Genomic DNA, 22,443 nt, shown 5'->3' with positions numbered 1-22,443 from the left:
GTTCACGAAACCAGAACTACTTTTTGTCCTGCTGCTTCTCTTCGCCCTCTGATGCCTTGCTCTTTCCTTTTTCCTTTTGCTGTTTCTGCATTTCGTTCTTTGACTTTTTCGATTTTTCCAATTGGAAAAAAGATTTGCCAATTGTCCGTGGAAACTCATTGTTGGAAAGCTGCGTATCGGCGGTTTCCCGATGCGGATCAAGCGTCAGGCTCTTGAGAGGTTTTTCCGTTAAAATCAATTTGGACACACTCTGATTATTCAAACGCCAGATTTCTGCCGGGATCCGCAGCATCTGCGTCGTGTCATCATCAAACGTCAGCTTCAAAATCACCGGCATCACCAGTCCGCCATAATTTTTCAAATCGACCAGATAAAAATAGTGTTGCGTCTCCAGCAGTTTCTTTTCATCTGCATCTAACTGCTTGAGATGCGCTTCGAATTTTTTTCGATCGGCGTCAGTCACATCCAGATCGTCGTATTCATTATAGAAATCTTTCAATTCCGGGAACTGATCGGTTCGCTTGGGAAGTTTTTTGTTGCGAATCTTGGAGAGTGACTCCGGTTCTTCATCGCGTTTCTTTTTCCGCCGCACTTTATCGACGTAAGGGTCACCGGTTTCCAGCAGGTACTGCCGAACATTCTCGACCGCAATATCAGTATGGTCGGTCGTATAGAACCAGCCACGCCAGAACCAGTCCAGGTCTACGCCGGAAGCGTCTTCCATCGTGCGGAAAAAGTCAGCCGGCGTCGGGCGTTTAAACATCCATCGCCGCGTATATTCCTTGAACGCATAATCGAACAGTTCCCGCCCCAACACCGTTTCACGAAGCACATTCAAGGCCGTCGCCGGCTTGCCGTAAGCATTATTCCCAAACTGCAAAATCGACTCAGAATTAGTCATGATGGGAACCTGATAGCCGCTTTTCATATAGTTGACCATATTGCGGGGCTCGCCGCGACGTGAGGGATAATCAGGCTCCCACTCCTGCTCGGTCAGAAACTGCAGAAATGTGGTAATTCCTTCATCCATCCAGGTCCACTGCCGTTCGTCACTGTTCACAATCATGGGAAAGTAATTGTGCCCTACTTCGTGAATGATGACCGAAATTAAGCCATACTTGGTCCGTTTCGAATAGGTTCCATCCTTCTCCGGCCGGGGACCGTTGAAACAGATCATCGGATATTCCATTCCCCCTACCGGGCCATTGACGGAAATTGCCACCGGATACGGATAGGGAAACGTGTATTTCGAAAATACATTCAGCGTATGAATGATGGCATGCGTCGAATATTTACTCCAGAGCGGCTCACCCTCATTGGGATAAAACGACATCGCCATCACCGGGTCCTTCTTTCCCTTCAGTTGATGGCCTTGTGCATCCCAGATAAATTTACGCGAACTGGCAAACGCAAAGTCACGGACATTCTCGGCTTTGAACTCCCACGTCTTTTTGCCTGTCGGTTTTGACGATTCATTCTTTTTGGCTTCTTCCGGCGTGATAATAAACATCGGTTTTTTCGCCATCTCAGCCTGCTTCAGCCGCTTCTGCTGTTCTGCCGTCAGCACCTTTTCCGGATTCTGCAACAGTCCTGTCGCTGCCACGATGTGATCGTCGGGCACTGTAATCCGCACCAGATAATTTCCGAACTCAAGCGTGAACTCACCGCGTCCCAGAAACTGTTTATGCTGCCAGCCCGTGTTATCGGTATACGCCACCATTCGCGGAAACCAGTGGGCGATTTCATACAGAAAGTTTTTGTCCTTTTTGAAGTATTCATAGCCGGTGCGTGCGGGCCTGCTTTGAGAGTCATTAATCAGATAACTCCAGCTAACCGAAAACTGAGTACTTTCTCCACTGGCTAAGGGACGTGGCAGATCAATCCGCATCATTGTTTTGATCACGGCGTAAGGCAGCGGTTCCCCTTTCGCATCGCGAACCGCTTCGATTTTCATACTGCCATCAAAGGATTCTTTCGCGAGTAACTGCTTCATCGATTTATATCCGACTTTACCCAGCGGCGAACTGGTGCCGGTCAGATGCGCGTCCGAATCAAATGAGAGAATATTGGTGTCCAGCTGCAGCCAGAGATAGCTCAAAGTATCGGGGGAGCGGTTGGTATAGGTAATTTTCTCCGAGCCGATAATTTTCTGCAGCTTGTCATCCAGCTCGACATCAATTTCATAGTCGGCCTGCTGCTGCCAGTATTTTTCTCCCGGCGCACCAGAGGCATTTCGAAATCCGTTCGGCGTTGGCAGTACTTCGTCTAACTGCCGGAATTTATCTTCCTGCTTGAATTTCCCGTTGCTCACAGCCTGGCCATACACGAGAGATCCCGATGTCAGCAACAGTACCCAACACAGCAAACTGGTAAAAGGAGTCCCTTGAACAAGGGTCCGGCAATTCGTTTTCATGAAGTTCATCACGGTCCGTTTTCTTTATAATCACGCGTCAGGAAATGCGAGCAGAGAAACCAATATCATCATCACAGGCCCATTCTAACCGGTTTCATACCGTACATTGCAAGTGATTTCCCCTCGCCAGATCGACTTTCCTCCTGATGTCTTACGCCAGGAAACCGCATTTAGCGGGCCAGAATCTGGAGGATTCCCTCCCAGGGCTGCATATAAGTCAGAAAAGGAAGCCCATCAACGGTCGGCTCCCGCTGTTTCGTCACTCCGTCGACGGCGTTGGCCTGGCTGACCATCGCTTCCAGAACAGTTTGCTGTTCGTCTCTCTGCCACTCGAACAGAATCCCCGTTTCTTTTTTCTGAAGAGCAACCGCTGCCGCCAGCGCCGATGCCCCCCAGTTGCTGGTTCCTGCGACAATATTCCAGTCAGTTGCGATCCGGCAGGGAATCAATCCCGAATGATCGGAGGCAATCCGGCGGTCCAGTTCTTCCCAGGAAATCGCCCCCATTCCGATTTCATTGCCCCCATCCCCCACGCCAATTGTCTGCGCTTCCGGAAAAAAATCTGGCAATCGCTCAAATAATTGATGCAAGGGAGCCGTGAATGCATCGATGATTTCGCCTCGCATATTATGACAACAGTCAAAATGGTCCTGAGGGACCTTCGTATGAAAATCGCCTTGCTCGGTGCCGGGAGCCTTCTGCTGACCGGCCCAGGTGTCCGGCGTATGACTTGGCCCGACACGTTCGACCGAAATTAAATGGCTGACATTTTGTCGACCAAAAAATAACTCCACCCAATTTTCCTCATCGGTCTGCAGCACGTTTAACTGCGACTTGGGATAAGAATAGGCGTCCACAGCAGCAGACACGACGGGTGCACACAACTCATCGGTAACAACTGATGTATTGATTCCACAGGCTTCCAAAACCAGCGCCAGTAAAACAGCCCCTGGCGGGCCATCGGTTTCTGCCGCGGGAATGTCAGCTGAAGGAACGTAAAAACCTGTTGTAATCACGACTTGTGAAGAGTTTTGTACCAATGCCCGGGTGGCATTCAGTAAATGATCCTGACAGAGAGGCCCGAACTGAACTTCTGAGTCAATCAGCCCCCGTTTACCTGGATCGCGACGAATCAGGCGATCAAATTCACGAATGATGTCTATCTCTGAGTTGTCCATTCAAGCCCATTCACTTGCACAGACGTGCGGAACACGGGGGATCGATTGAAAGATCAAATGCCTGACGAGAAGTCAAAGCCAGGCCACCATCAAATCAAAAATTCATAGCGGAACGGCCTGTTTAGCCAGTTTACTCGGGTTCATAAGGAAACAACAGGCTGTACCGATTGAAAAAAGGGGACAAAGAAAATACCATATTCCGTGTGCGATTCCCGCGATTGGGACCATCACCATATTGACCTTCCTGCTTGTGAGAAAAGGTTCTCTTAAGGGAAACGCTGGTTGTCAGAACGTCTGGGCATTGCCAGAATTACTTAAGTAATCAGGCAGTAATGCCTCCCACCCCGCGCAAGCAAACCTGTCAGAAAATTATTGCGGATTTGAACAGCTCAGTCTCAGTATTTTTCTTTACAAAGTGAAAATTGTTGGCGTACCAGGATCGCCTGCAGGCTGTGGGGATCAGTAAGTACCTGTGGTTCTGTGGTATCCCGGCATACACGGGGATGGAACTGTTTCCATCAGAAAGAAACCGGTTTTCTGTCATAAATAAAAAGTGAGGATTCACTTCTGTGAGATTTGGGTTCAGTCGTCTAATCTTGTTGCTCCTCTTTCCGCTGATCAGCTTCCCGGGTTGCGAACAGCCGCAAGTCGAGTTCGTGTTCTCTAAAAAGACCAACGAGCTCATTCCGGAAGCCGCCAAGCCCGTCAAAGAAGCATTGGTGAAGCAGTTCGGAAATCCGTTTGCGCTCACGCAGTTTGAAGGCCTGCCAACCAACTTCGGCGATATTGAGGGAACGGTCAAAACCGTTGAACCGAGCGGAGCCGACCAGCCTTTGATCCGTTTTCAAGTCACCGGCCTGTCAGACGCTTACGACAAATTACAGGGACTGCCTCTCGAATGGACGTCCGGCAAAGGACAGGGACATTTTTCACGGATTAAAGAATACAATTTTGAGACCGGCATGATTGCCGTTGAAAAATCAGAGGAAATCGATCCTCAACCAGGCGATACCTTTCTGGTTGAGTGTGTCCGGTTGCAGTTTGGCCGCGATTTATATAACCGGCACTGCATGCACTGCCACGGGATGAGTGGCGAAGGCACCGGCCCCACATCACGCTATCTGAATCCCCCGCCCCGTGACTTCCGACTGGGCATTTACAAATACACGTCGACCAAGTCTACCAGCAAAGCCCAGGAGGCAGATCTGGAACGAACCGTCAAAGAAGGCATCGCCGGCACATACATGCCCTCTTTCAAACTGCTGACGGAAGATGAAGTCTCCGCGATTGTCAACTACGTGATCTGGCTTTCCATCCGCGGCGAAACAGAAAAGAAGCTCGACGACGAGCTGTTTCTCGATTATTCCCAAGAAGTGTACGACGAACGCACCAGTGAAGAGGGTGGCGAGACACGTGAAGAGGTCCTGGAAGAGTTAAAAGAATTTATGGAACTCGATTTTCCTGATACATTGGAATTTGCAACCGAGAGCGTGTCAGAAGCCTGGGAAGAAGCAAACGAAGAAGCGGCACTGGTCATTCCGAAAACGCCCCGGGTTCCGGATACGCTGGAATCCCGCGAGCGCGGACGCATACTCTATCTCAGTCAAAAAACGAAATGTGCTTCCTGCCACGGTCCGCAGGGTCGCGGCAATGGAACGGCTACCCAGGATTTCTGGACCAACCCCGCAACGAACGAGAAATACAAAAATCGTGGTCTGCACGATATCTGGGGAAATCAGCTTCCACCACGAGATCTGCACCGCGGCATTTACCGGGGCGGCCGCAGACCAATCGATACATACCGCCGTCTGGCTGCAGGCATCAAAGGCACACCAATGCCCGCCTTTGGTGGTTCTTTATCGGATGAAGAATTATGGGATCTGGTCAACTATGTCATGAGCCTGCCCTACGATGGAAACCGCTGATTCCTGACAGATCAATCGCGCTGACTGAATAACTGATTTTAAAATGACTTTGACAACCAATTGTATCCTCAACATGAAGACCGAACGGGAGACCTGTAGTGGGTAAAGGATGGTGTTTATTTTTTCTGTTCTGGCCAATCGCGGCCGTCGTGTCTTGCGCGATGGCTCCCTGGATCGGCTGGTCTTTCCCCTATGATAATGCACAAGCCGCCAGTAACCTGGGCATTCGCATTGACGGGTTGTTTTATTTAATCCTGGTCATTACCGCCATCGTGTTTGTCGGCACTCAGGCCGCAATCGTATATGCCCTGTGGCGTGGCGCCAATAATCGTGAAGAACGGGCCGACTGTGTCCACGGCAACCATAAACTGGAACTGGTCTGGTCGATCATCCCCGGAATCATTCTGCTGTTTCTGGCCATTTATCAGATGAATATCTGGGCCGACTTTCGTATCAAAAAATACTATCCGGAAGTCGCTGTGAAAGACCCGATTGCCGAAGTGACTGCACGGCAGTTTGAATGGCGTTTCCGTTACCCTGCCATCGGCAAAAAACTTCAGCAAAAGCCCCAGCCCGACGACCTGCATTCCGTGAATGAACTGCACGTTCCCTTCGGCAAACCGGTGATGATTCAGCTCCGCAGCGACGACGTGCAGCACTCGTTTTTTCTGCCCGCATTAAGAATCAAACAGGATGCCCTGCCCGGTTTACAGATCCCGGTCTGGTTCGAAGCCAACAAGCCCGGCACCTATGATCTGGTCTGTGCAGAGCTGTGTGGCTGGGGACACTATAAGATGAAAGCCCATGTCATTGTGCAACCTGAAGACGAGTATCAGAACTATCTGAAAACTCTCACCGAGCAACAATTCTATGACGGACTTGGAAAAATTGCCGCCACGGAGAATGACTCGGAGAGCGAGGCGACTGAGAAATGAGTGTATTGAATCCATCACCCACTGGACTGCAGCCAATCCTGAAACCACAGGCGCATCACGCTCCCGGTAACTTCATCACGAAATATATCTTTTCTACCGACCACAAAATCATCGCGATTCAGTTTCTGTTTACGACACTACTGATGATGATTGTCGGTGGCGCATTGGCATTGGCCGTCCGCTGGCAACTGGCGTTCCCCTGGGAATCGATGCCGATTGTCGGTCCCTGGTTGTTCGCCGCCGAAGGGGGACAGATTTCTCCCGAATTCTACACCATGCTCTTCACGATGCATGCCACCGTGATGATCTTTCTCGTGATCATTCCGATTCTGGCAGGAACGTTCGGCAACTTCCTGATTCCGCTGATGATCGGTGCCGACGATATGGCGTTTCCCAAGCTCAATATGTTGAGCTACTGGTTCATGTGGCCCGCGATTGCCTGCTTCGGCTTGAGCTTCACTTTTGCCGGTGGCCCCGCCGCCGGTTGGACCTCTTATCCAATTCTGGCTGATCTGGCCCAGGCTGCCCCCGGTTCCGGAACCGCACAAACATTCTGGCTATTGGGCGTCACCTTCGTTGGATTCTCCTCTATGATGGGTTCGATCAATTACATGACGACCATCATCAACATGCGTGCCCCCGGCATGACCTTCTTCCGTATGCCGATGACGATCTGGGGGTTGTTCATCACAGCCATCCTGCAGGCCTTCGCTTTGCCTGTTCTGACCGCTGGTGGATTCATGCAGGTTACCGACCGCCTGCTGGGAACCTGCTTCTTTTATCCGTCCGGTCTGGTTATCAATAACGCCGCCCCCACTGTCGGCGGTGGGCAGGCCCTGCTATGGCAGCACCTGTTCTGGTTCTATTCACACCCGGCTGTTTACATCATGCTGCTCCCTGTGATGGGCATGGTCTCTGATATGCTCAGCTGCATGTGCCGTAAACCACTGTTCGGTTATAAGCCGATGGTGATTTCGATGTCGGCCATCGCCAGCCTCGGATTCATCGTCTGGGGCCACCACATGTATACAAGCGGCATGAACCCCGCCGTCGGCATGGCCTTCATGGTCGCCACCATGATGATCGCCCTTCCCTCGGCCGTCAAAACCTTCAACTGGACCGCCACGATCTGGGGTGGAAAAGTTCAATTTAACACAGTCACTTTGAACTGCATCGGCTTTTTGTCGATGTTCATCGTCGGCGGACTCAGCGGAATCTTCATGGCTGCCGTCCCGGTCGATGTCTATTTTCACGATACCTATTTCATCGTCGCTCACTTCCATTACGTGCTGTTCGGTGCCACCCTGTTTGGTGTCTTCGCCGCCATCCAGTTCTGGTTCCCCAAAATGTTCGGCCGGATGATGAATGAAAAGCTCGGCAAAACGCATTTCGTGCTGACCTTCATCGGTGCCAATGGAACGTTTTTCCCAATGCATTTTCTTGGAATGCAAGGCATGCCCCGCCGCTATGCCGACCCCTATCTGCACGGCTACCTGGAGCATCTCCTGCCAATGAATCAGTTCATGACAATCTCTGCGATTGTCATGGGCGCGGCACAAATTCTGCTCTTCATTAACATTTTCTACAGTATGTTCTGGGGCCCCAAAGCAGGCCGCAACCCCTGGAACGCGACAACCCTGGAGTGGACCGCACCTTCGCCACCACCGCATGGCAACTTTGATGTACTTCCCGTCGTCTTCCACGGCCCGAACGAATACGCCGTCCAGAACGGGGATCACGACTTCCTGATGCAGACCGAACAGGAATGCGAGCCTCCCAAACCAGCTGAAACAGACGAAAACAACGATACAGACAACGAACAGGAAACTTCCCGTTAATCCGCGACAACGGAATTAAGTTAATCATATGAACCAGCAACAATACCATCCGTGGCTCTTTAAACTCGCACTGGCGACCGCGATCGCCACACTGCCGCTGATGATTGTAGGTGGCCACGTCACCACCGAAGGTTACGGCATGGCGTTTCCCGACTGGCCAACGTCCGACGGGCAAAACATGCTGACCTACTCCTGGCTTGATCGTGCTGCTGATAAATTCTATGAGCACGGTCATCGACTGCTGGGCATGCTGGTCGGTTTTTTATCAATCGCACTGGTGATCGTCGCCTTCAAAGTCGAACAGAAAAAGTGGATTAAAAGTGTCTGCATCGCGGTTCTGGTTTGTGTGATCATTCAAGGAATTCTGGGAGGCACACGCGTCACGGAAAACAGCAAGGCCCTGGCGATGGCGCACGGGCTGTTCGGTGCTTGCGTCTTTACACTGATGGCGTTTCTTGCCATGGTTACCGGCAAACGCTGGATTGAAATTGGCAACGATCCACCGGAACTCCCCGTCGGCCCACGTGGTCTCCCTTATGGATATGGATTGCGTCTGGCGATTTACGTCCCCCTGGTGGTGCTGTTTCAATACTTCCTCGGCGGCTTCCTCAGACACTTCCAGAAAGGCCTCCACCCCCACATGAGCTTTGCGTTTGTCGTGCTGATCTTTGTGATCATCGAATTTCGCAGTGCCCGCAAGTCGGAAATCAAATGGCTCAAACGTCCTGCCATGGGCATGCTGCATATCAGCATCTTCCAGATCCTGCTCGGATTTGGTGCCTGGATTACTAAATACGGCTTGCCCGCTGCCGGCTTTGTCGCAACAGCCGGTTCCTGGGAACAATCGATTTTCCGAACCGCACACCTGATTACCGGGATCCTGTTCCTGATGACCGCGACCCTATACTCCATCCGGGTCTTTCGTCTAAGTTGGCTCAATAAATACATTAATGCACAGTCGGAGCAAACTCTCTCTGCTACTGATTCCTTACCGAATTCTGAAGGTAACGCTTGAAAATGTCGACTACACAACAGTCCTATATCGCCGTTGAAGAATCGAAAGCTGCCGCCAAACCCATCAGTCTGGCCCGGTTTTCTGATTACATTGAATTGATCAAACCACGAATCTCAACGATGGCTTTGGTCTCGGTTGCACTGGGATACACCCTGGCCAGCGCACACTCCTGGTCATTGCTGCCTTTGATTCATGCGTTGCTTGGCATTGGCTGTGTTGCCGTCGGTTGCAATTCCCTGAACCAGTTGCTGGAAATCAAAAGCGATGCTTTGATGACGCGGACCGCGAATCGGCCACTTCCCTCCGGCAGAATCTCACTCTCTGAGGTGCTCATCTTCGGGATCGCTGCTGCCCTCTTCGGTATCTTCTATCTCGCCATCATGGTGAATTTGCTCACCGCCTTCTTATCAATGATGACGCTTGTCTTGTACGTTCTGGTCTATACACCTCTCAAACGCTTTACCTCACTCTGCACCACCATCGGTGCGATTCCCGGTGCCATGCCTCCGATTCTGGGCTGGACGGCTGCCGGCGGAACCTTAAATACATCGTCCTTCACCATCTTCGCGATTATGTTCTTCTGGCAGTTCCCGCACTTTCTGGCGATCGCCTGGCTCTATCGTCATCAGTACCACCAGGCCGGCCTGAAAATGTTACCCGCGGCTGAACCAGCACGCGGCACGGTCGGCTGGATGTGCGTGATCTATGCCACACTGCTGATTCCTGTCAGCCTGCTTCCGCAGTATGTCTCCCTCGCGGGTACACTGTATTCCGCCGTCGCGTTTGTACTCGGAGTTGGCTATCTGATCTTTTCGATTCGATTTTTAATTGATGAATCCCGGAAAACAGCCCGGGAGTTAATCTGGTTTTCACTGGTTTATCTCCCCATTATGCTGTTAACACTGACCTGGGATCGATTACAACTTTTTAACTGATTGTTCCACAAGAGACCGTTTCAGAGACCAACCGCTGGTTGCGCAACTGTGAAGTGAAAGATACCAATGAGTCACGAAAGTAATTCACCACAATATCGCATGGGGCTTCCCATACCACATTCCAAGTTAGGCATGTGGCTGTTTCTGGCAACAGAAATCATGTTCTTCTCTGCCTTCATTGGCGCTTACATCGTGCTCCGCGCTGGTTCTCCCGGCTGGCCCACCGATGCCGAAATTACGCACATCCATGTCTGGGCAGGCGGACTGAATACCTTCGTCCTGATTCTCTCCAGTTACTTTGTTGTCGTCGCACTGGAAGGCATGAAAGCGGAAGACTTTGCCAAAGCTCGCCGCTATCTGTTTCTGGTTTTACTGCTGGCCTGTGTCTTTCTCGGCATCAAGGCCTACGAATATTCGGGCAAATTTGAATACGATATACTGCCCGGTCACATTCCCGAAACGCCGCAAATGGCTATTGATAAATCGATGCGGGAAATGAAACAGGTCGTTGATAACCGCACGATCGCACTGGCCAACTCCAAACTACCGGAAAAAGCAGAGCCTGCGAATCCCGAAGAAACAGTCGAATTGTCTGGAGTCGCCGACGAAAAAACGGAAGCGCTCGAAACGCCCGTCGAAGAACTCCAACAACAACTGCGGACAGAACTGGACTCGCCAGACACTTCCGCAGCTCGAAAAAAAGAACTCACCGCGTTCTTTGCCCTCGATAACAAATACCGGGAATTAAATAAGCAGGCCCTCGATGAATCGATCACACTGCCCGAGATGAATCAGGAACTCGAGACACTCAAGAAAAATCCGGAATACGGTGCCTTCCTCGCCCCCGTGCATCACTTGCAACCGATTATCTACGGAAACCTGTTCGCTTCCGTTTACTTCCTGCTGACCGGATTTCATGCACTGCATGTCGTCATTGGCATGATTCTGTTCCTGATTGTATTGGTCCAGGGAAAACGACTTTGTGAGAAATGGAATGACTATGTCGAAAACATCGGCCTGTATTGGCACTTTGTGGACCTGGTCTGGATCTTCCTGTTCCCACTGATTTACATTATTTGAACGAGTTGAAATCATATGAGTTCGCAGAAAACACCTACGCGTCAATCTGCCCGTTGATCTTTTTGAGAGTTATTACACGATGTCTGAATCACCAGCTCACTCGTACGTCAAATACTCGACGATCTTCTTTGCCCTCTGTATCTGTACGGCTCTGTCGATCGTGTTTGATGTTATTGATTTAAAAGAGAAAAATTTCATCGGATTAAACGGCGTCGTTTTAGTGGCGTTGATCGTGCTGGCCATCGCCTGTGCCAAGGCGCTGTTCGTTATGATTTATTTCATGCACCTCAAGTTTGAAGGCAAATGGAAATACGTCCTGCTCAGCCCGACCATCATTCTGGCGATGGGCCTGACCATCGCGATGACACCCGATATCGGCATTCATTATTACACAAATGAATCACCACAAATCGATTATCTGAAACAGGCACAACAGGCGAGTTCCGAAAGTGACTCTGCCAAAAACGCCGAAAACAGTCATGCCCAATAATTCACAAATTCAGGAAACGGCTTCCCAAATCCGTGTCAACGAAATCTCCCACCGATACGGGGAACGGCTGGCTCTGAATCAACTCAGCTTTGAAGTCCGTTCCTCGGAAATCTTTGGCCTACTGGGACCGAACGGCGGCGGAAAAACAACCCTGTTCCGTCTACTCTCAACACTCCTGCCAATCCAGTCCGGTTCCGCCTCGATTGCCGAACTGGATCTCGCGACACATGCACGACAGATCCGCACGTTGATCGGTGTGACCTTTCAATCTCCCAGTCTGGACGGCAAATTAACGGTGCAGGAAAACCTGAAACATCAGGCTCACCTCTACGGCATTTCCGGAGCATTGATGCGAGAACGCATTCAATCGGCGCTGCAACATCTGGGACTGACTGACCGCAAACACGATCTGGCAGAATCACTGTCCGGCGGTTTGAAACGTCGCGTGGAAATCGCCAAAGGTCTGTTGCATTCGCCGCAGGTCCTGCTGCTCGACGAACCGAGTACCGGCCTCGATCCTGGCGCACGTCATGATCTCTGGAAATATCTGAAACAGCTGCAGCACGAAGAGAGTGTAACCATTCTCATCACAACCCACTTAATGGAAGAAGCAGAACACTGTGACCGATTGGGAATTCTGCATCAGGGTGAACTGGTGGCACTCGGAACGCCCGATGAATTACGGGCCTCAGTCGGCGGCGATTGCCTCACGATTCACTCGGATGACCTCGAACAGTTGAGCCAACAGATCTCAGCTAAATTCGGCGTCACTCCGCAAACCGTCAATCACAGCCTGCGGCTCGAACATCCTCGCGGACACGAACTCCTCAAAGATCTGATCGACGCCTTTCCCGAACTCGTCACATCCGTCTCCCTCGGAAAGCCGACGCTCGAAGATGTCTTTATCCATGAAACCGGACATCAATTCTGGCAAGCGGAGGAATTAGTATGAACCACCCCGCTTCGCTTCCGCCTGCTGGAACCACCAAATTGTTTTTGCTTCCGATATTGACACTCGCTCAGCGCGAAGTCGTGCGGTTTGTCCGGCAACGCACCCGCGTGATCGGGGCAATGATCCAGCCGATTCTGTTCTGGATTCTGTTCGGGGCCGGCTTGCGCGGTTCCTTTAAAGCCCCCGCATGGGCCACCGCCGGCATGACATACCAGGAATATTTCTTTCCCGGCGTGGCCGTCATGATTTTAATGTTCACGGCAATCTTCTCGACGATCTCGATCATCGAAGATCGGAAAGAAGGTTTCCTGCAAGGGGTTCTGGTCTCACCCGTTCCCCGTACCTCAATCGTGCTCGGAAAACTGCTCGGTGGAACCATCCTTGCTGTTTTACAAGCTGTCCTGTTTATTTTTCTCGGTCCCCTGTTAAATATTGTCGGACTAGCGCCCGACTTTGAAACGGGTATCACGCTGGCCGGCCTGGTACCGCTGATCCTGTTTCTGTTTCTGCTCGGCTTCAGCCTGACGGCCCTCGGCTATCTAATTGCCTGGCCGATGGAATCGACGCAAGGTTTTCATGCGATCATGTCAGTGTTTTTGATGCCGATGTGGTTGCTTTCCGGCTCTTTTTTTCCCGCTGGAGACTCCGGCTGGCTTTCCTGGATCATTCGAGCCAACCCGTTAACCTACGGCGTCACAGGCCTGCGCCGCATTCTGACATCGGGACCAGGGCTGCCGAGTGCCCCCGGCAATCCTTCGATGATTGTCTGCCTGACCGTCACGACACTCGTGTGTATAATTTATGTAGCCATTGCCATCTGGATGACCCAACAACGGGCCACGCGAAACGCCCGTTAGTATCGTAACTTCGAAGACTTAGAACTCAATAAAGATCTTTCAGTATGAACGAACCTAAACCAATCCGACGCATTCCCCGGTTTATCATCGTGCTACTCTGGGTGCTGGTCGCTATCAGTGCCTTTGCCACCTGGAATCTAAAAAAGCAACGTGATCTGGCTGTAGAAAAAATCGAAGCTGAAAAAGCAGCCGCTACGGAAGCGAAAGAAGACGAACCAGAAGATGGCACTATCGAAGTCAAATCCAAAGCTCCGATCTGGCCGGAAGAGGGCATCGAGGATTTCTCGCTCACCGAACGTAGTGGTAAGACAGTCTCGAAAAAAGACCTGCTTGGAAAACCGTGGGTCGCCTGCTTTGTATTTACCCGTTGTGCTGGTCCCTGCCCGCGTGTGTCGGGCCAGTTTTACCAATTGCAGAAAGATCTGAAAGACCTGGACTTCAGGCTGGTCACAATTACCGTCGACCCGAAAAACGACACGCCCGAAGTCTTAACCCAATATGCAGAGTCCGTCGGAGCCGACCCGGAAAAATGGCTGTTTCTGACCGGAGATCAGAAAGACATCTTCCACTTGATTGAGAAAAGTTTTCTGATGCCCGTTCAGGAAAACACAGGCCCGGCCCGCAAGCCCGGATTCGAAGTCATCCACACCACCAACGTCATGCTGGTTGATAAAAACGGACGTGTCCTCGGAAAATATAACGCCGTCAATGACGAAGAACTGGCGGCACTGCGAAAAGCAGTTCGCAAACTAATCGAGGACGACAAACCGGAAGAGCAGAAAACAGAGACGAAGGAAGTTAAACCAGACGAGCCTCCCAAACCAGTTGCGCCCCCGAAAGCCGGCATGGTTTCGCTGAGTCCGCTCTTATTTCCCATGATCTCAAAGTCACTGACATCGACATTCTTCGCACAAGCAGATACTAAATCTCCAGCTGTGGAAGAAGAAGTTATGGTTGCGGAAGAAACGGTTCAAGAACCCGCAGAAGTCAAAACCGCGGCGCCTGACTGGGTGATGCAGCTCCCCGCCCTCAACGCTGTCTTGAATTCACTGGCGACGATTCTGCTGATGCTGGGTTACTGGTTCATTCGCAAAGGGGAAAAAGAGAAGCATAAAAAAACCATGTTGACCGCCTTCGGAACTTCAATTCTCTTCCTGGGGTTCTATCTGCTGTATCACTTTGCCCTGCAAAGCTACACCGGAAATGCGTCACGCAAATTTGAAGGCGAAGGCCTGATCAGACCGATTTACTATTTCATTCTGATCACACACGTCGTGCTTGCCGCAGCAGTCCCGGTGCTGGCCTGGGTAACGATCCGACGCGGACTCAAACAGCAGTGGGAAGCCCATCGCCGGATCGCCAAAATCACCTTCCCGATCTGGCTGTATGTATCGATTACAGGTGTGGTGATCTACTTCATGCTATACCACTTGCCCGGTGGCACCGCCTGAAAAGTGTACATAATTCCGTTGGCATCGGCTCATTTTTTTGATACTGTAGATCTTGTCAGACCATTATTGTTTTAAAAGTGATTTCACTCATGTTCAAGCGACATTCATTAATTCGTTCCTGTTTACTAGCTACCGCGTTGCTCGGCCTGTTTTCCAGCCCCGCGGCCATCAGTCAGGCTGCAGCCTGCCCGATGTGTAAACAGTTAAATGAAACCGACGATAAGAAACCGCGCGCGTACATGTATAGCATCGCCTTTATGCTCACCATGCCCGCCCTGCTCTTTTCCGGTTTTGGTGTGGCGTTCTACAAGATGAACCGACGTGAGCAGCAGGCACTGCTCGAGCAAGAAAAAAACCGGAACCCGCATTCATCTGATGCAGACTCCGGTTCGAATGAGTGATTTTCACACCACGCTCATGAACTTAGTTGAGTCTTTGTCGGCGAGGCGTATTCCAGACAGTCGCAGCCGACGGTGCTGGCACAAATGCTCCTTTTGCGTTTGCAGTTCGTGAAGCAGAATCATCATACGCAGACTGTGTTTTCAAGTACGAATTCTGCGAAGGAATCGTCTGCCATTCTGAATTTGACTGAAGCTCCGGAACCTGAAGTAATGTCGGACTTGTTGAAAAGGCCGGTCCCGAACTTGCCAGAGCAGGCCCTGAAGTTGTTCCGCCCCAGGATACAGCCGGCTGGGCTGCCACAGTTGGATACGCAGGCACAGTTGGATAAGCTCCCACAGTCGGTGCCAATGTTGGATATGCGCCCATATCTAATGACGTCGACGACATCGGAGTAGGCGTGGGGACTGTCGAAGGAACCGGAGTCGGTGTCGAAGGAACAATCGAGGGACTGAGCATAGAAGGCGTTCCATTCATACAGTCGGTACAGGTCGAGGGAGAACTCATTACTGGAACTCGCTTACGAACCTGATATGGTTGTCGCACATACGTAGTTTCACGTCGATAGCAAGTCTGGGGAATCTGTTTGGTAACCATCTTAGGAACCCAGACACGCTGCCAGCACCCTTCATCCACGGTGACCTGCTTATAGGTGGTCACAGGCACGTTTCGAGTCTGGGGAATCATACGATACTCCGTGCAAATTACATCCTGGTAGCAGATCCGAGGAGGTGGTGGAGTACAAACTCCCGGGCAGCAAGACGTCACTGGAGCACAGCGACGGAAATAACGGCGTGCCAGCTTGCGGCATCGATGCCCACAACGACTGTGCTGTGGATAACAGCAACGTGATCTCAAGCGCCCAAAAAGACGGCCGCCGAAGATGTGTGCTTCCGCTTCTTCTCCAGTACCGGAAAATAATGTAACAATTGAGGCAATAACAATAAAATTTCGAATCCAGGGGGACATCGAAAAACTCCTTTTTTTGCTAAGTGTGCTGAATGGCACTCCTTGATTTCGTCTCTGTTTCCCACAATCGGAAACACTGGTTCTGTTGGATGAACCGAAACGAAGAACCCACCTTTCTCATTTATCGGCATAATCGTTAAAGTCTCTTTATTTTAAATTTCACAATTTACGAAATTCATTCGCCCCCGGTTCCAGTGACATTGGAACCATTTTTTGAGAAGATAGGTAAATGGAATCTGGCAGTCTTGCCGCATCCCATTCTCATAAATCAATATATATTTACAACTTAACACCATTAGAACACACAAAAGGAACCGACGATGGCCGACACGCAACTGGCACACATGGTTTATTTCACCCTCAAAGATGAGTCTCCCGCTGCCAGCGAAGCAATGGTAGAGGCCTGCCACAAATATCTGAAAGATCATCCGGGCGTGGTCTACTTTTCCGCCGGTATGCGTGCCCCCGAATTTCAACGGGAAGTGAATGATCAGGAATTTCACGTCGCCTTGAATGTCGTCTTTGACAGCAAAGAATCGCACGACAAGTATCAAGTCGTCGACGATCACCTCACCTTCATTGCAGAAAACAAAGAGAAGTGGGCCAAGGTTCGCGTCTTTGACAGCTACGTTCGCAGCTAACCAAAACGATATGAATCCGTCAGAGGACGGGTACAATCAACGGCGTCTGGTATTCCGGGTGCGGCACCACTTTGACTTTGGTCTGATAGACCTCCGTCAGCCGCGCCTCGGTCAGAACTTCTTCCCCGGTTCCCATCGCCTCGATGCGCCCCTGATGGAGCAACACAAACTGATCGGCAAAGCAACTGGCCAGATTCAAGTCATGAATCGTCAGCATCACGGTCAGATCCCGCTCATGTGCCAGGTCGCGAATCAAGGACAGGATTTCGACCTGGTATTTCAAATCCAGTCCAGTCGTAGGTTCATCCAGACAAAGTATGTTCGTCTGTTGTGCCAGGGCCCGGGCAATTAACGTTCGCCGCCACTCTCCACCGGAGATCTCGGTGATTTTTCGTTGCTGCAATTCAATCAGTCCTGTCTGCTGGAGCGCCTGTTCGACATGCGCCGCATCGTCGGACTGGAAAGGCTGCATCCAGCCTCGGTGTGAACTCCGACCCAGTTGAACCGTTTCTTCCACCGTCATCGGCCATTGTGGCAATTCCATCTGCGGTGAGAGCGCGAGTTTCCGGGCAAGCTCTTTTCGGGAGAGCCGGCTGATTTCCTGCCCTTCAATCAAGGCTTGCCCTTCTTTCACATCCACCAGATTAAACAGGGCGCGCAACAGGGTTGTTTTCCCCGAGCCATTGGGCCCCAGTAAGACAAGCACCTTGCCCGGTTCCACACACAGGGAAATCTGTTTCAACACCTCTCGGTCTGCGTAACCACAGGAAACCTGATTGAGTTCAAGCTGATTCATGCCGGTTGCCTTTGCTCATTTGGTTTGTTGTCCGCGACTGATTAACAGGAACAGAAAAAACGGGCAGCCCATCAACGCCGTCACAATGCCCACGGGAATTTCCGCCGGTGCAATGATCGTTCGTGCCAGCGTATCCGCGACGACCATCAACGTCGCACCCAGCAGGCAACTGCCGGGAATCAGCAAACCATGCCGCGGGCCGAGCATGATGCGTGTCATATGCGGCGCCATCAATCCCAGAAATCCGATCACGCCGGAAACCGCTACGCACGCCGCCGTACACATGGTGGCGGCAATCAAAATGAGCATGCGAAATTTGCCGATCGACAGCCCCAGCGTCATCGCAGTCTCATCGCCGAATGAAAGTAAATCTAACGGACGCGACATCAGCCACAGCACGATTCCACTGCCCAGAATGACTGGCCCTGCCATCACGATCTCATTCCAGTGTCGCCCCGAGAAACTTCCCAACAACCAACTGAAAATCGCCGTCAGCATTTCGTGATTCAAAAACATGATCAGCGACACCAGTGCTCCAGTAAAGCTGCTGAGTGCCATTCCCGCCAGAATGAGCGTTAATAGCGGTGCGTTGCGACCGATGTTGCTCAGCGCCGCAATCACAAACACCGCGCAGACAACCAGAATCGCACCAGCAAAAGCAGATAGGATCAACCACGGAATCTGCCAGGTCGCTGTGATGACAGTAATACTGCCCGCCATCCACAACAGTGCCAATGTCGCACCCAGCGCCGCACCACTCGAGGCACCAATCACAAACGGATCAGCCAGTGGATTGCGAAAGACGCCTTGGAACGCGGCTCCCGCAACTGCCAGCCCTCCGCCAACACAGGCCGCCAGCAGGAGGCGCGGCAACCGAATCTGCCAGAGGATCGTGTCAACGTGCGACGCATCGGATGAGTTTCCGAGTCCTTGCCAGATCTGGGCCAGGGAAAGCTCAACCGCTCCCAGATGAATTCCCACCACAAGCGCCGACAGCAGGAAACCCGCCAGCGGGATCATTCGCCAGACCAGAATACGTTGCCGGGGTTGCATGAACTATTGAGTCCGCTCTGAAGATGAGTGTGCCTGATATGCTTCAGGGTACAACGCCTGAGCCATTTTTTGTAGTCCCAGCACCACACGTGGCCCCGGCCGGGAAATGAGATCATCCTCAATCAGATAGATTCGCTGATTCTTTACCGCACTCATTTGCTTCCATCCTGGCCGTTCTCGCAAGCGGGAAATCGTCTCTGCCAAATCAGGAGCCTCCGCTTTTTTGGTTTGCGGCATCAGAATCACATCTGGATTGCGCACGATCAACGTCTCCTCGCTGACCTGGGGATACGCAATTTTCACATCCTCAAATACATTCTCTGCCCCAATCATGTCGATCAACTCACCAATAAAAGAAGCGGGGCCCACAGTCATCAACGGTTGATCCCACACCTGATAAAACACCCGCGGCGGCCCCTGTTTCTGATAAGGCTTGATCCGTTTTTGAATCGCGGCAATCTCGTTTTTGATCTTCGCGATTAATTCTTCCCCTGATTGAGCATGCCCGGTAGAACGAGAGATGCCTCGAATCGAGCGTTCGATGTCTGCCACCGATTGTGACTCAAACGATAAGACAGGAATCTTCAGTTTCGTAAGTTGCTCTGCCAACTGGCGTTGGTAATCGCCTCCCAGAAAGATCAGATCGGGCTTAAGGGCGACCAGCGTTTCCAGGCTCACACTGCCCGGATTCGATAGCGCCACTTTTTCGAGCTGCTCGGTTTCCGCTGGATAATTGCAGAACGTTGTACACCCCACCATTTGCTTCCCTGCGCCAACAGCATACAGAATTTCGGTATGCGACGGCAGCAACGAAACAATCCGTAACGGCTTTTGGGGAACACTGACTTCCAGTCCCCGGTCATCTTTAATGACGATCGGAAATTCCGCAACACTCTGCGCTTGCGTGATCTCAGTCGCAGGCGAATCGGAACGGGATGTCGTTTCAGACGCCCCGGAACCACAGCCGGAACTCACGACCAGAGCCAGAAGTATCAAAATCGATTTATAAGAATTGGTATTCATTAATCTGTTGGTATCGAATCCTCAAGAAAATTGGAAGCGGCATGCATTCCTCATTATCAAATCAGCCCGGAATGAACGTTTTTGTGCATTCCGGAGCTGATCACATGATTCTCCAGAAAACCATAACACTGGAAATCAGTTTGCAGGTTTCACTTTCTTACGCAGTACTTTTGCGGCATCCACCATGTTCTTTAATGACGGCTTCACCTCGTCCCACTTACGTGTTTTGAGCCCGCAATCCGGATTCACCCACAACTGGCGAGGCTCCAGAACGTCCAGTGCTTTTTCCAGCAACTGTTCCATCCACTCCACCGTCGGCACGCGAGGCGAATGAATATCATAAACGCCGGGCCCGATTTCATTCGGATACTTGAACCGGGCAAACACCTCCAGTAGCTCCATATTACTCCGCGAAGTTTCAATCGAAATCACATCCGCATCCAGGGCGGCAATCGCTTCGATGATATCATTGAACTCGGAATAACACATGTGAGTATGAATCTGCGTCTCATCTTTCACACCTGCTGATGCCAGCCGGAAACAGTCGACGGACCACTTCAAATAAGCGGCCCAGTCAGAATGTCGCAGCGGCAGGCCTTCACGTACCGCCGGTTCATCAATCTGAATGATCCTGATTCCGGCCGCTTCGAGATCCAGAACTTCATCGCGAATCGCCAGTGCGATCTGCTGACACGTTTCACTGCGTGGCTGATCGTCTCGCACGAACGACCATTGCAGAATCGTCACCGGCCCGGTCAACATCCCTTTCATTAGTTTCTCTGTGCAGGACTGCGCGTACTTTGACCATTTCACTGTCATCGGCCCCTTGCGAAGAATGTCACCAAAGATGATCGGCGGTTTCACACATCGGGAACCATAACTTTGTACCCAGCCGTTTTTAGTCGCAATAAAACCTTCCAGTTGCTCACCGAAATATTCAACCATGTCATTCCGTTCGGCTTCGCCGTGCACCAGCACATCCAGTCCGACTTCTTCCTGATATTGAATATCATCGGCAATACAGTTCTCTAAAAATTCTTCATAAGCCTCATCAGCAATTTCGCCTTTTTTATAAGCGGCGCGTGCTTTGCGAATTTCATCCGTCTGTGGAAACGAACCGATGGTGGTGGTCGGAAACAAAGGCAGCTTCAAACTTGCCGCCTGTACCTCATGCCGTTCCACATAGGAATGCTGGCGTTGGCGCATCGATTCGGTCACAGTCGCGCAACGGTTTTTAACTTCCGCCCGATGCACACGCGGAGAAGAACGACGTGCTTCCATCGCTGCCTGGTTCTCTGCCAGTTCGTCGGCCACATTTGCTCGACCCTGATTCACACACCGCGTCAGAACATCGATCTCCTGCAACTTCTGTTGCGCATAGGCCAACCACTGCTTGATCTCAGCATCCAGATCCGTTTCCTTATCCAGGTCCACGGGACTGTGCAACAACGAACAGGAAGGACCGATCAGAATTCGATCCGCGCCAATTCGATTCACTGCCTTTTCAATCAAAGCCAGCGACTGTTCAAAATCGTTCTTCCAGATATTGCGTCCATCGACGACACCTAATGAAAGCGACGTCTCTTCGGGCAGTAGATCCAAAACCGCATCAAGCTGTTCCGGCGCTCGCACCAGATCGATGTGTAACGTATTCACCGGCAATGAGACAGCGGTCTGCAAATTTTCCTTTAGCGATCCAAAATAGGTCGCCAGCAAAATCTGCATCCCGCCGGTATTGTTCACGAGCTCATTATAAGCGCGTTGATAAGCGACCTGTTGTGCTTCCGTCAGATCGAGCACCAGACAAGGCTCATCAATCTGCACCCACGCCGCTCCCGCAGCCGCCAGCTTTGCCAAGACGTCAAAATAAACGGGCAACAGACGGTCCAGTAAGCTCAACGGATCAATCTGTTCTTCCCAGGTTTTGCCGAGCAGCAGAAAGGAAACCGGCCCCAGTAAGACCGGACGGGTCTCAATCCCGAGGGCTTTCGCTTCGCAATATTCATCCACGGGTTTGATCGAAGAAAGTTGAAACTCCTGTTGTGCCTCGAATTCGGGGACCAGATAGTGGTAGTTCGTGTCGAACCACTTGGTCATTTCCAGCGCGGCCACGCCGGCAGTTGAAGCAGTCACCGACTTGCCCCCTTTTCCGCCCCGTGCCATTGAAAAATAGGTTGATAAATCTACATTGCCTCCGGCCCATTCGAAACGTTTGGGAACTGCTCCCACCAGCGCCGCCGTATCCAGCACCTGATCGTAGAGCGAAAAATCATTCGACGGAATCTGCGTGATTCCTGCTGCCTGCTGCTGCTTCCAGTGAGCGGCACGCAGTTCCTGGCAAACGGATGATAATTCCGCTTCGTCAATTTTTCCGGACCAGAATTTTTCGACAGCCCGCTTCAGTTCACGCTGAGATCCAATACGGGGGAAACCTAGATTTGTTGCAATAGCCATGTAGTGGCTCCTTTTATTCTTTAAAAAAAGTCATTCTTG

At 51.4% G+C, this 22,443-nt stretch carries 19 protein-coding genes; 12 read left to right on the top strand and 7 right to left on the bottom strand.

What is annotated here, in order from left to right; genetic code table 11:
• Window positions 1-16 precede the first annotated feature (16 nt).
• Window positions 17-2,413, bottom strand: a complete 2,397-nt coding sequence (locus Enr17x_RS04875) for a M1 family metallopeptidase (RefSeq protein ID WP_145306431.1) — start codon at window positions 2,411-2,413, stop codon at window positions 17-19.
• A 170-nt stretch (window positions 2,414-2,583) separates the two neighbouring features.
• The gene (locus Enr17x_RS04870; RefSeq protein ID WP_145306429.1) at window positions 2,584-3,591 is read right to left on the bottom strand and encodes a glutamate cyclase domain-containing protein; all 1,008 of its coding nucleotides are present in this window, start codon (window positions 3,589-3,591) and stop codon (window positions 2,584-2,586) included.
• 656 nt (window positions 3,592-4,247) lie between these two features.
• On the opposite strand from Enr17x_RS04870, the gene Enr17x_RS04865 reads away from it, so the two are divergent.
• From Enr17x_RS04865 to Enr17x_RS04815, 11 genes are all read left to right on the top strand, one after another.
• A complete protein-coding gene (locus Enr17x_RS04865) occupies window positions 4,248-5,516 on the top strand; it encodes a c-type cytochrome (RefSeq protein ID WP_232100951.1) in 1,269 nt (422 codons plus the stop codon).
• A gap of 98 nt (window positions 5,517-5,614) precedes the next feature.
• Window positions 5,615-6,451 (top strand): cytochrome c oxidase subunit II, encoded by an 837-nt coding sequence (coxB, locus tag Enr17x_RS04860; protein ID WP_145306425.1) that lies wholly within the window; start codon window positions 5,615-5,617, stop codon window positions 6,449-6,451.
• Entirely contained in the window at window positions 6,448-8,289 is a 1,842-nt protein-coding gene (locus Enr17x_RS04855) for a cytochrome c oxidase subunit I (protein WP_145306423.1), read from the top strand. Before coxB ends, Enr17x_RS04855 begins: the two co-directional genes overlap by 4 nt.
• Window positions 8,290-8,317: 28 nt before the next feature.
• Window positions 8,318-9,304, top strand: coding sequence for a COX15/CtaA family protein (locus Enr17x_RS04850; RefSeq protein ID WP_145306421.1), 987 nt, complete (start codon window positions 8,318-8,320; stop codon window positions 9,302-9,304).
• A gap of 2 nt (window positions 9,305-9,306) precedes the next feature.
• Window positions 9,307-10,239 (top strand): heme o synthase, encoded by a 933-nt coding sequence (cyoE, locus tag Enr17x_RS04845; protein WP_145306419.1) that lies wholly within the window; start codon window positions 9,307-9,309, stop codon window positions 10,237-10,239.
• A 66-nt stretch (window positions 10,240-10,305) separates the two neighbouring features.
• Window positions 10,306-11,319, top strand: a complete 1,014-nt coding sequence (locus tag Enr17x_RS04840; RefSeq protein ID WP_232100950.1) for a cytochrome c oxidase subunit 3 — start codon at window positions 10,306-10,308, stop codon at window positions 11,317-11,319.
• 79 nt (window positions 11,320-11,398) lie between these two features.
• Entirely contained in the window at window positions 11,399-11,809 is a 411-nt protein-coding gene (locus tag Enr17x_RS04835) for a cytochrome C oxidase subunit IV family protein (RefSeq protein ID WP_145306417.1), read from the top strand.
• Window positions 11,799-12,761 (top strand): ABC transporter ATP-binding protein, encoded by a 963-nt coding sequence (locus Enr17x_RS04830; RefSeq protein WP_145306415.1) that lies wholly within the window; start codon window positions 11,799-11,801, stop codon window positions 12,759-12,761. Before Enr17x_RS04835 ends, Enr17x_RS04830 begins: the two co-directional genes overlap by 11 nt.
• Window positions 12,758-13,618: an ABC transporter permease gene (locus Enr17x_RS04825; RefSeq protein ID WP_145306413.1), complete on the top strand. Its 861-nt coding sequence runs from the start codon at window positions 12,758-12,760 to the stop codon at window positions 13,616-13,618. Before Enr17x_RS04830 ends, Enr17x_RS04825 begins: the two co-directional genes overlap by 4 nt.
• 44 nt (window positions 13,619-13,662) lie before the next feature.
• Window positions 13,663-15,069 (top strand): DUF420 domain-containing protein, encoded by a 1,407-nt coding sequence (locus Enr17x_RS04820; protein ID WP_145306411.1) that lies wholly within the window; start codon window positions 13,663-13,665, stop codon window positions 15,067-15,069.
• Window positions 15,070-15,158: 89 nt separating this feature from the next.
• Window positions 15,159-15,470: a hypothetical protein gene (locus Enr17x_RS04815; protein ID WP_145306409.1), complete on the top strand. Its 312-nt coding sequence runs from the start codon at window positions 15,159-15,161 to the stop codon at window positions 15,468-15,470.
• 22 nt (window positions 15,471-15,492) lie between these two features.
• Here Enr17x_RS04815 and Enr17x_RS04810 read toward each other — a convergent pair whose 3' ends face one another.
• Window positions 15,493-16,437, bottom strand: a complete 945-nt coding sequence (locus Enr17x_RS04810; protein ID WP_145306407.1) for a hypothetical protein — start codon at window positions 16,435-16,437, stop codon at window positions 15,493-15,495.
• A gap of 320 nt (window positions 16,438-16,757) precedes the next feature.
• On the opposite strand from Enr17x_RS04810, the gene Enr17x_RS04805 reads away from it, so the two are divergent.
• Window positions 16,758-17,078, top strand: a complete 321-nt coding sequence (locus tag Enr17x_RS04805; RefSeq protein ID WP_145306405.1) for a Dabb family protein — start codon at window positions 16,758-16,760, stop codon at window positions 17,076-17,078.
• Window positions 17,079-17,097: 19 nt separating this feature from the next.
• On the opposite strand, the gene Enr17x_RS04800 is transcribed toward Enr17x_RS04805, so the two are convergent.
• From Enr17x_RS04800 to metE, 4 genes are all read right to left on the bottom strand, one after another.
• Window positions 17,098-17,874 (bottom strand): ABC transporter ATP-binding protein, encoded by a 777-nt coding sequence (locus Enr17x_RS04800; RefSeq protein ID WP_145306403.1) that lies wholly within the window; start codon window positions 17,872-17,874, stop codon window positions 17,098-17,100.
• A 15-nt stretch (window positions 17,875-17,889) separates the two neighbouring features.
• Window positions 17,890-18,927, bottom strand: a complete 1,038-nt coding sequence (locus tag Enr17x_RS04795; RefSeq protein ID WP_145306401.1) for a FecCD family ABC transporter permease — start codon at window positions 18,925-18,927, stop codon at window positions 17,890-17,892.
• A 3-nt stretch (window positions 18,928-18,930) separates the two neighbouring features.
• The gene (locus Enr17x_RS04790) at window positions 18,931-19,950 is read right to left on the bottom strand and encodes an ABC transporter substrate-binding protein (protein ID WP_145306399.1); all 1,020 of its coding nucleotides are present in this window, start codon (window positions 19,948-19,950) and stop codon (window positions 18,931-18,933) included.
• Window positions 19,951-20,085: 135 nt separating this feature from the next.
• Window positions 20,086-22,404, bottom strand: coding sequence for a 5-methyltetrahydropteroyltriglutamate--homocysteine S-methyltransferase (metE, locus tag Enr17x_RS04785; RefSeq protein WP_145306397.1), 2,319 nt, complete (start codon window positions 22,402-22,404; stop codon window positions 20,086-20,088).
• Window positions 22,405-22,443 lie beyond the last annotated feature (39 nt).

This window comes from Gimesia fumaroli (assembly GCF_007754425.1).
Classification (GTDB): Bacteria; Planctomycetota; Planctomycetia; order Planctomycetales; family Planctomycetaceae; genus Gimesia; species Gimesia fumaroli.
This window is presented reverse-complemented; position numbering and strand designations above follow the sequence as displayed.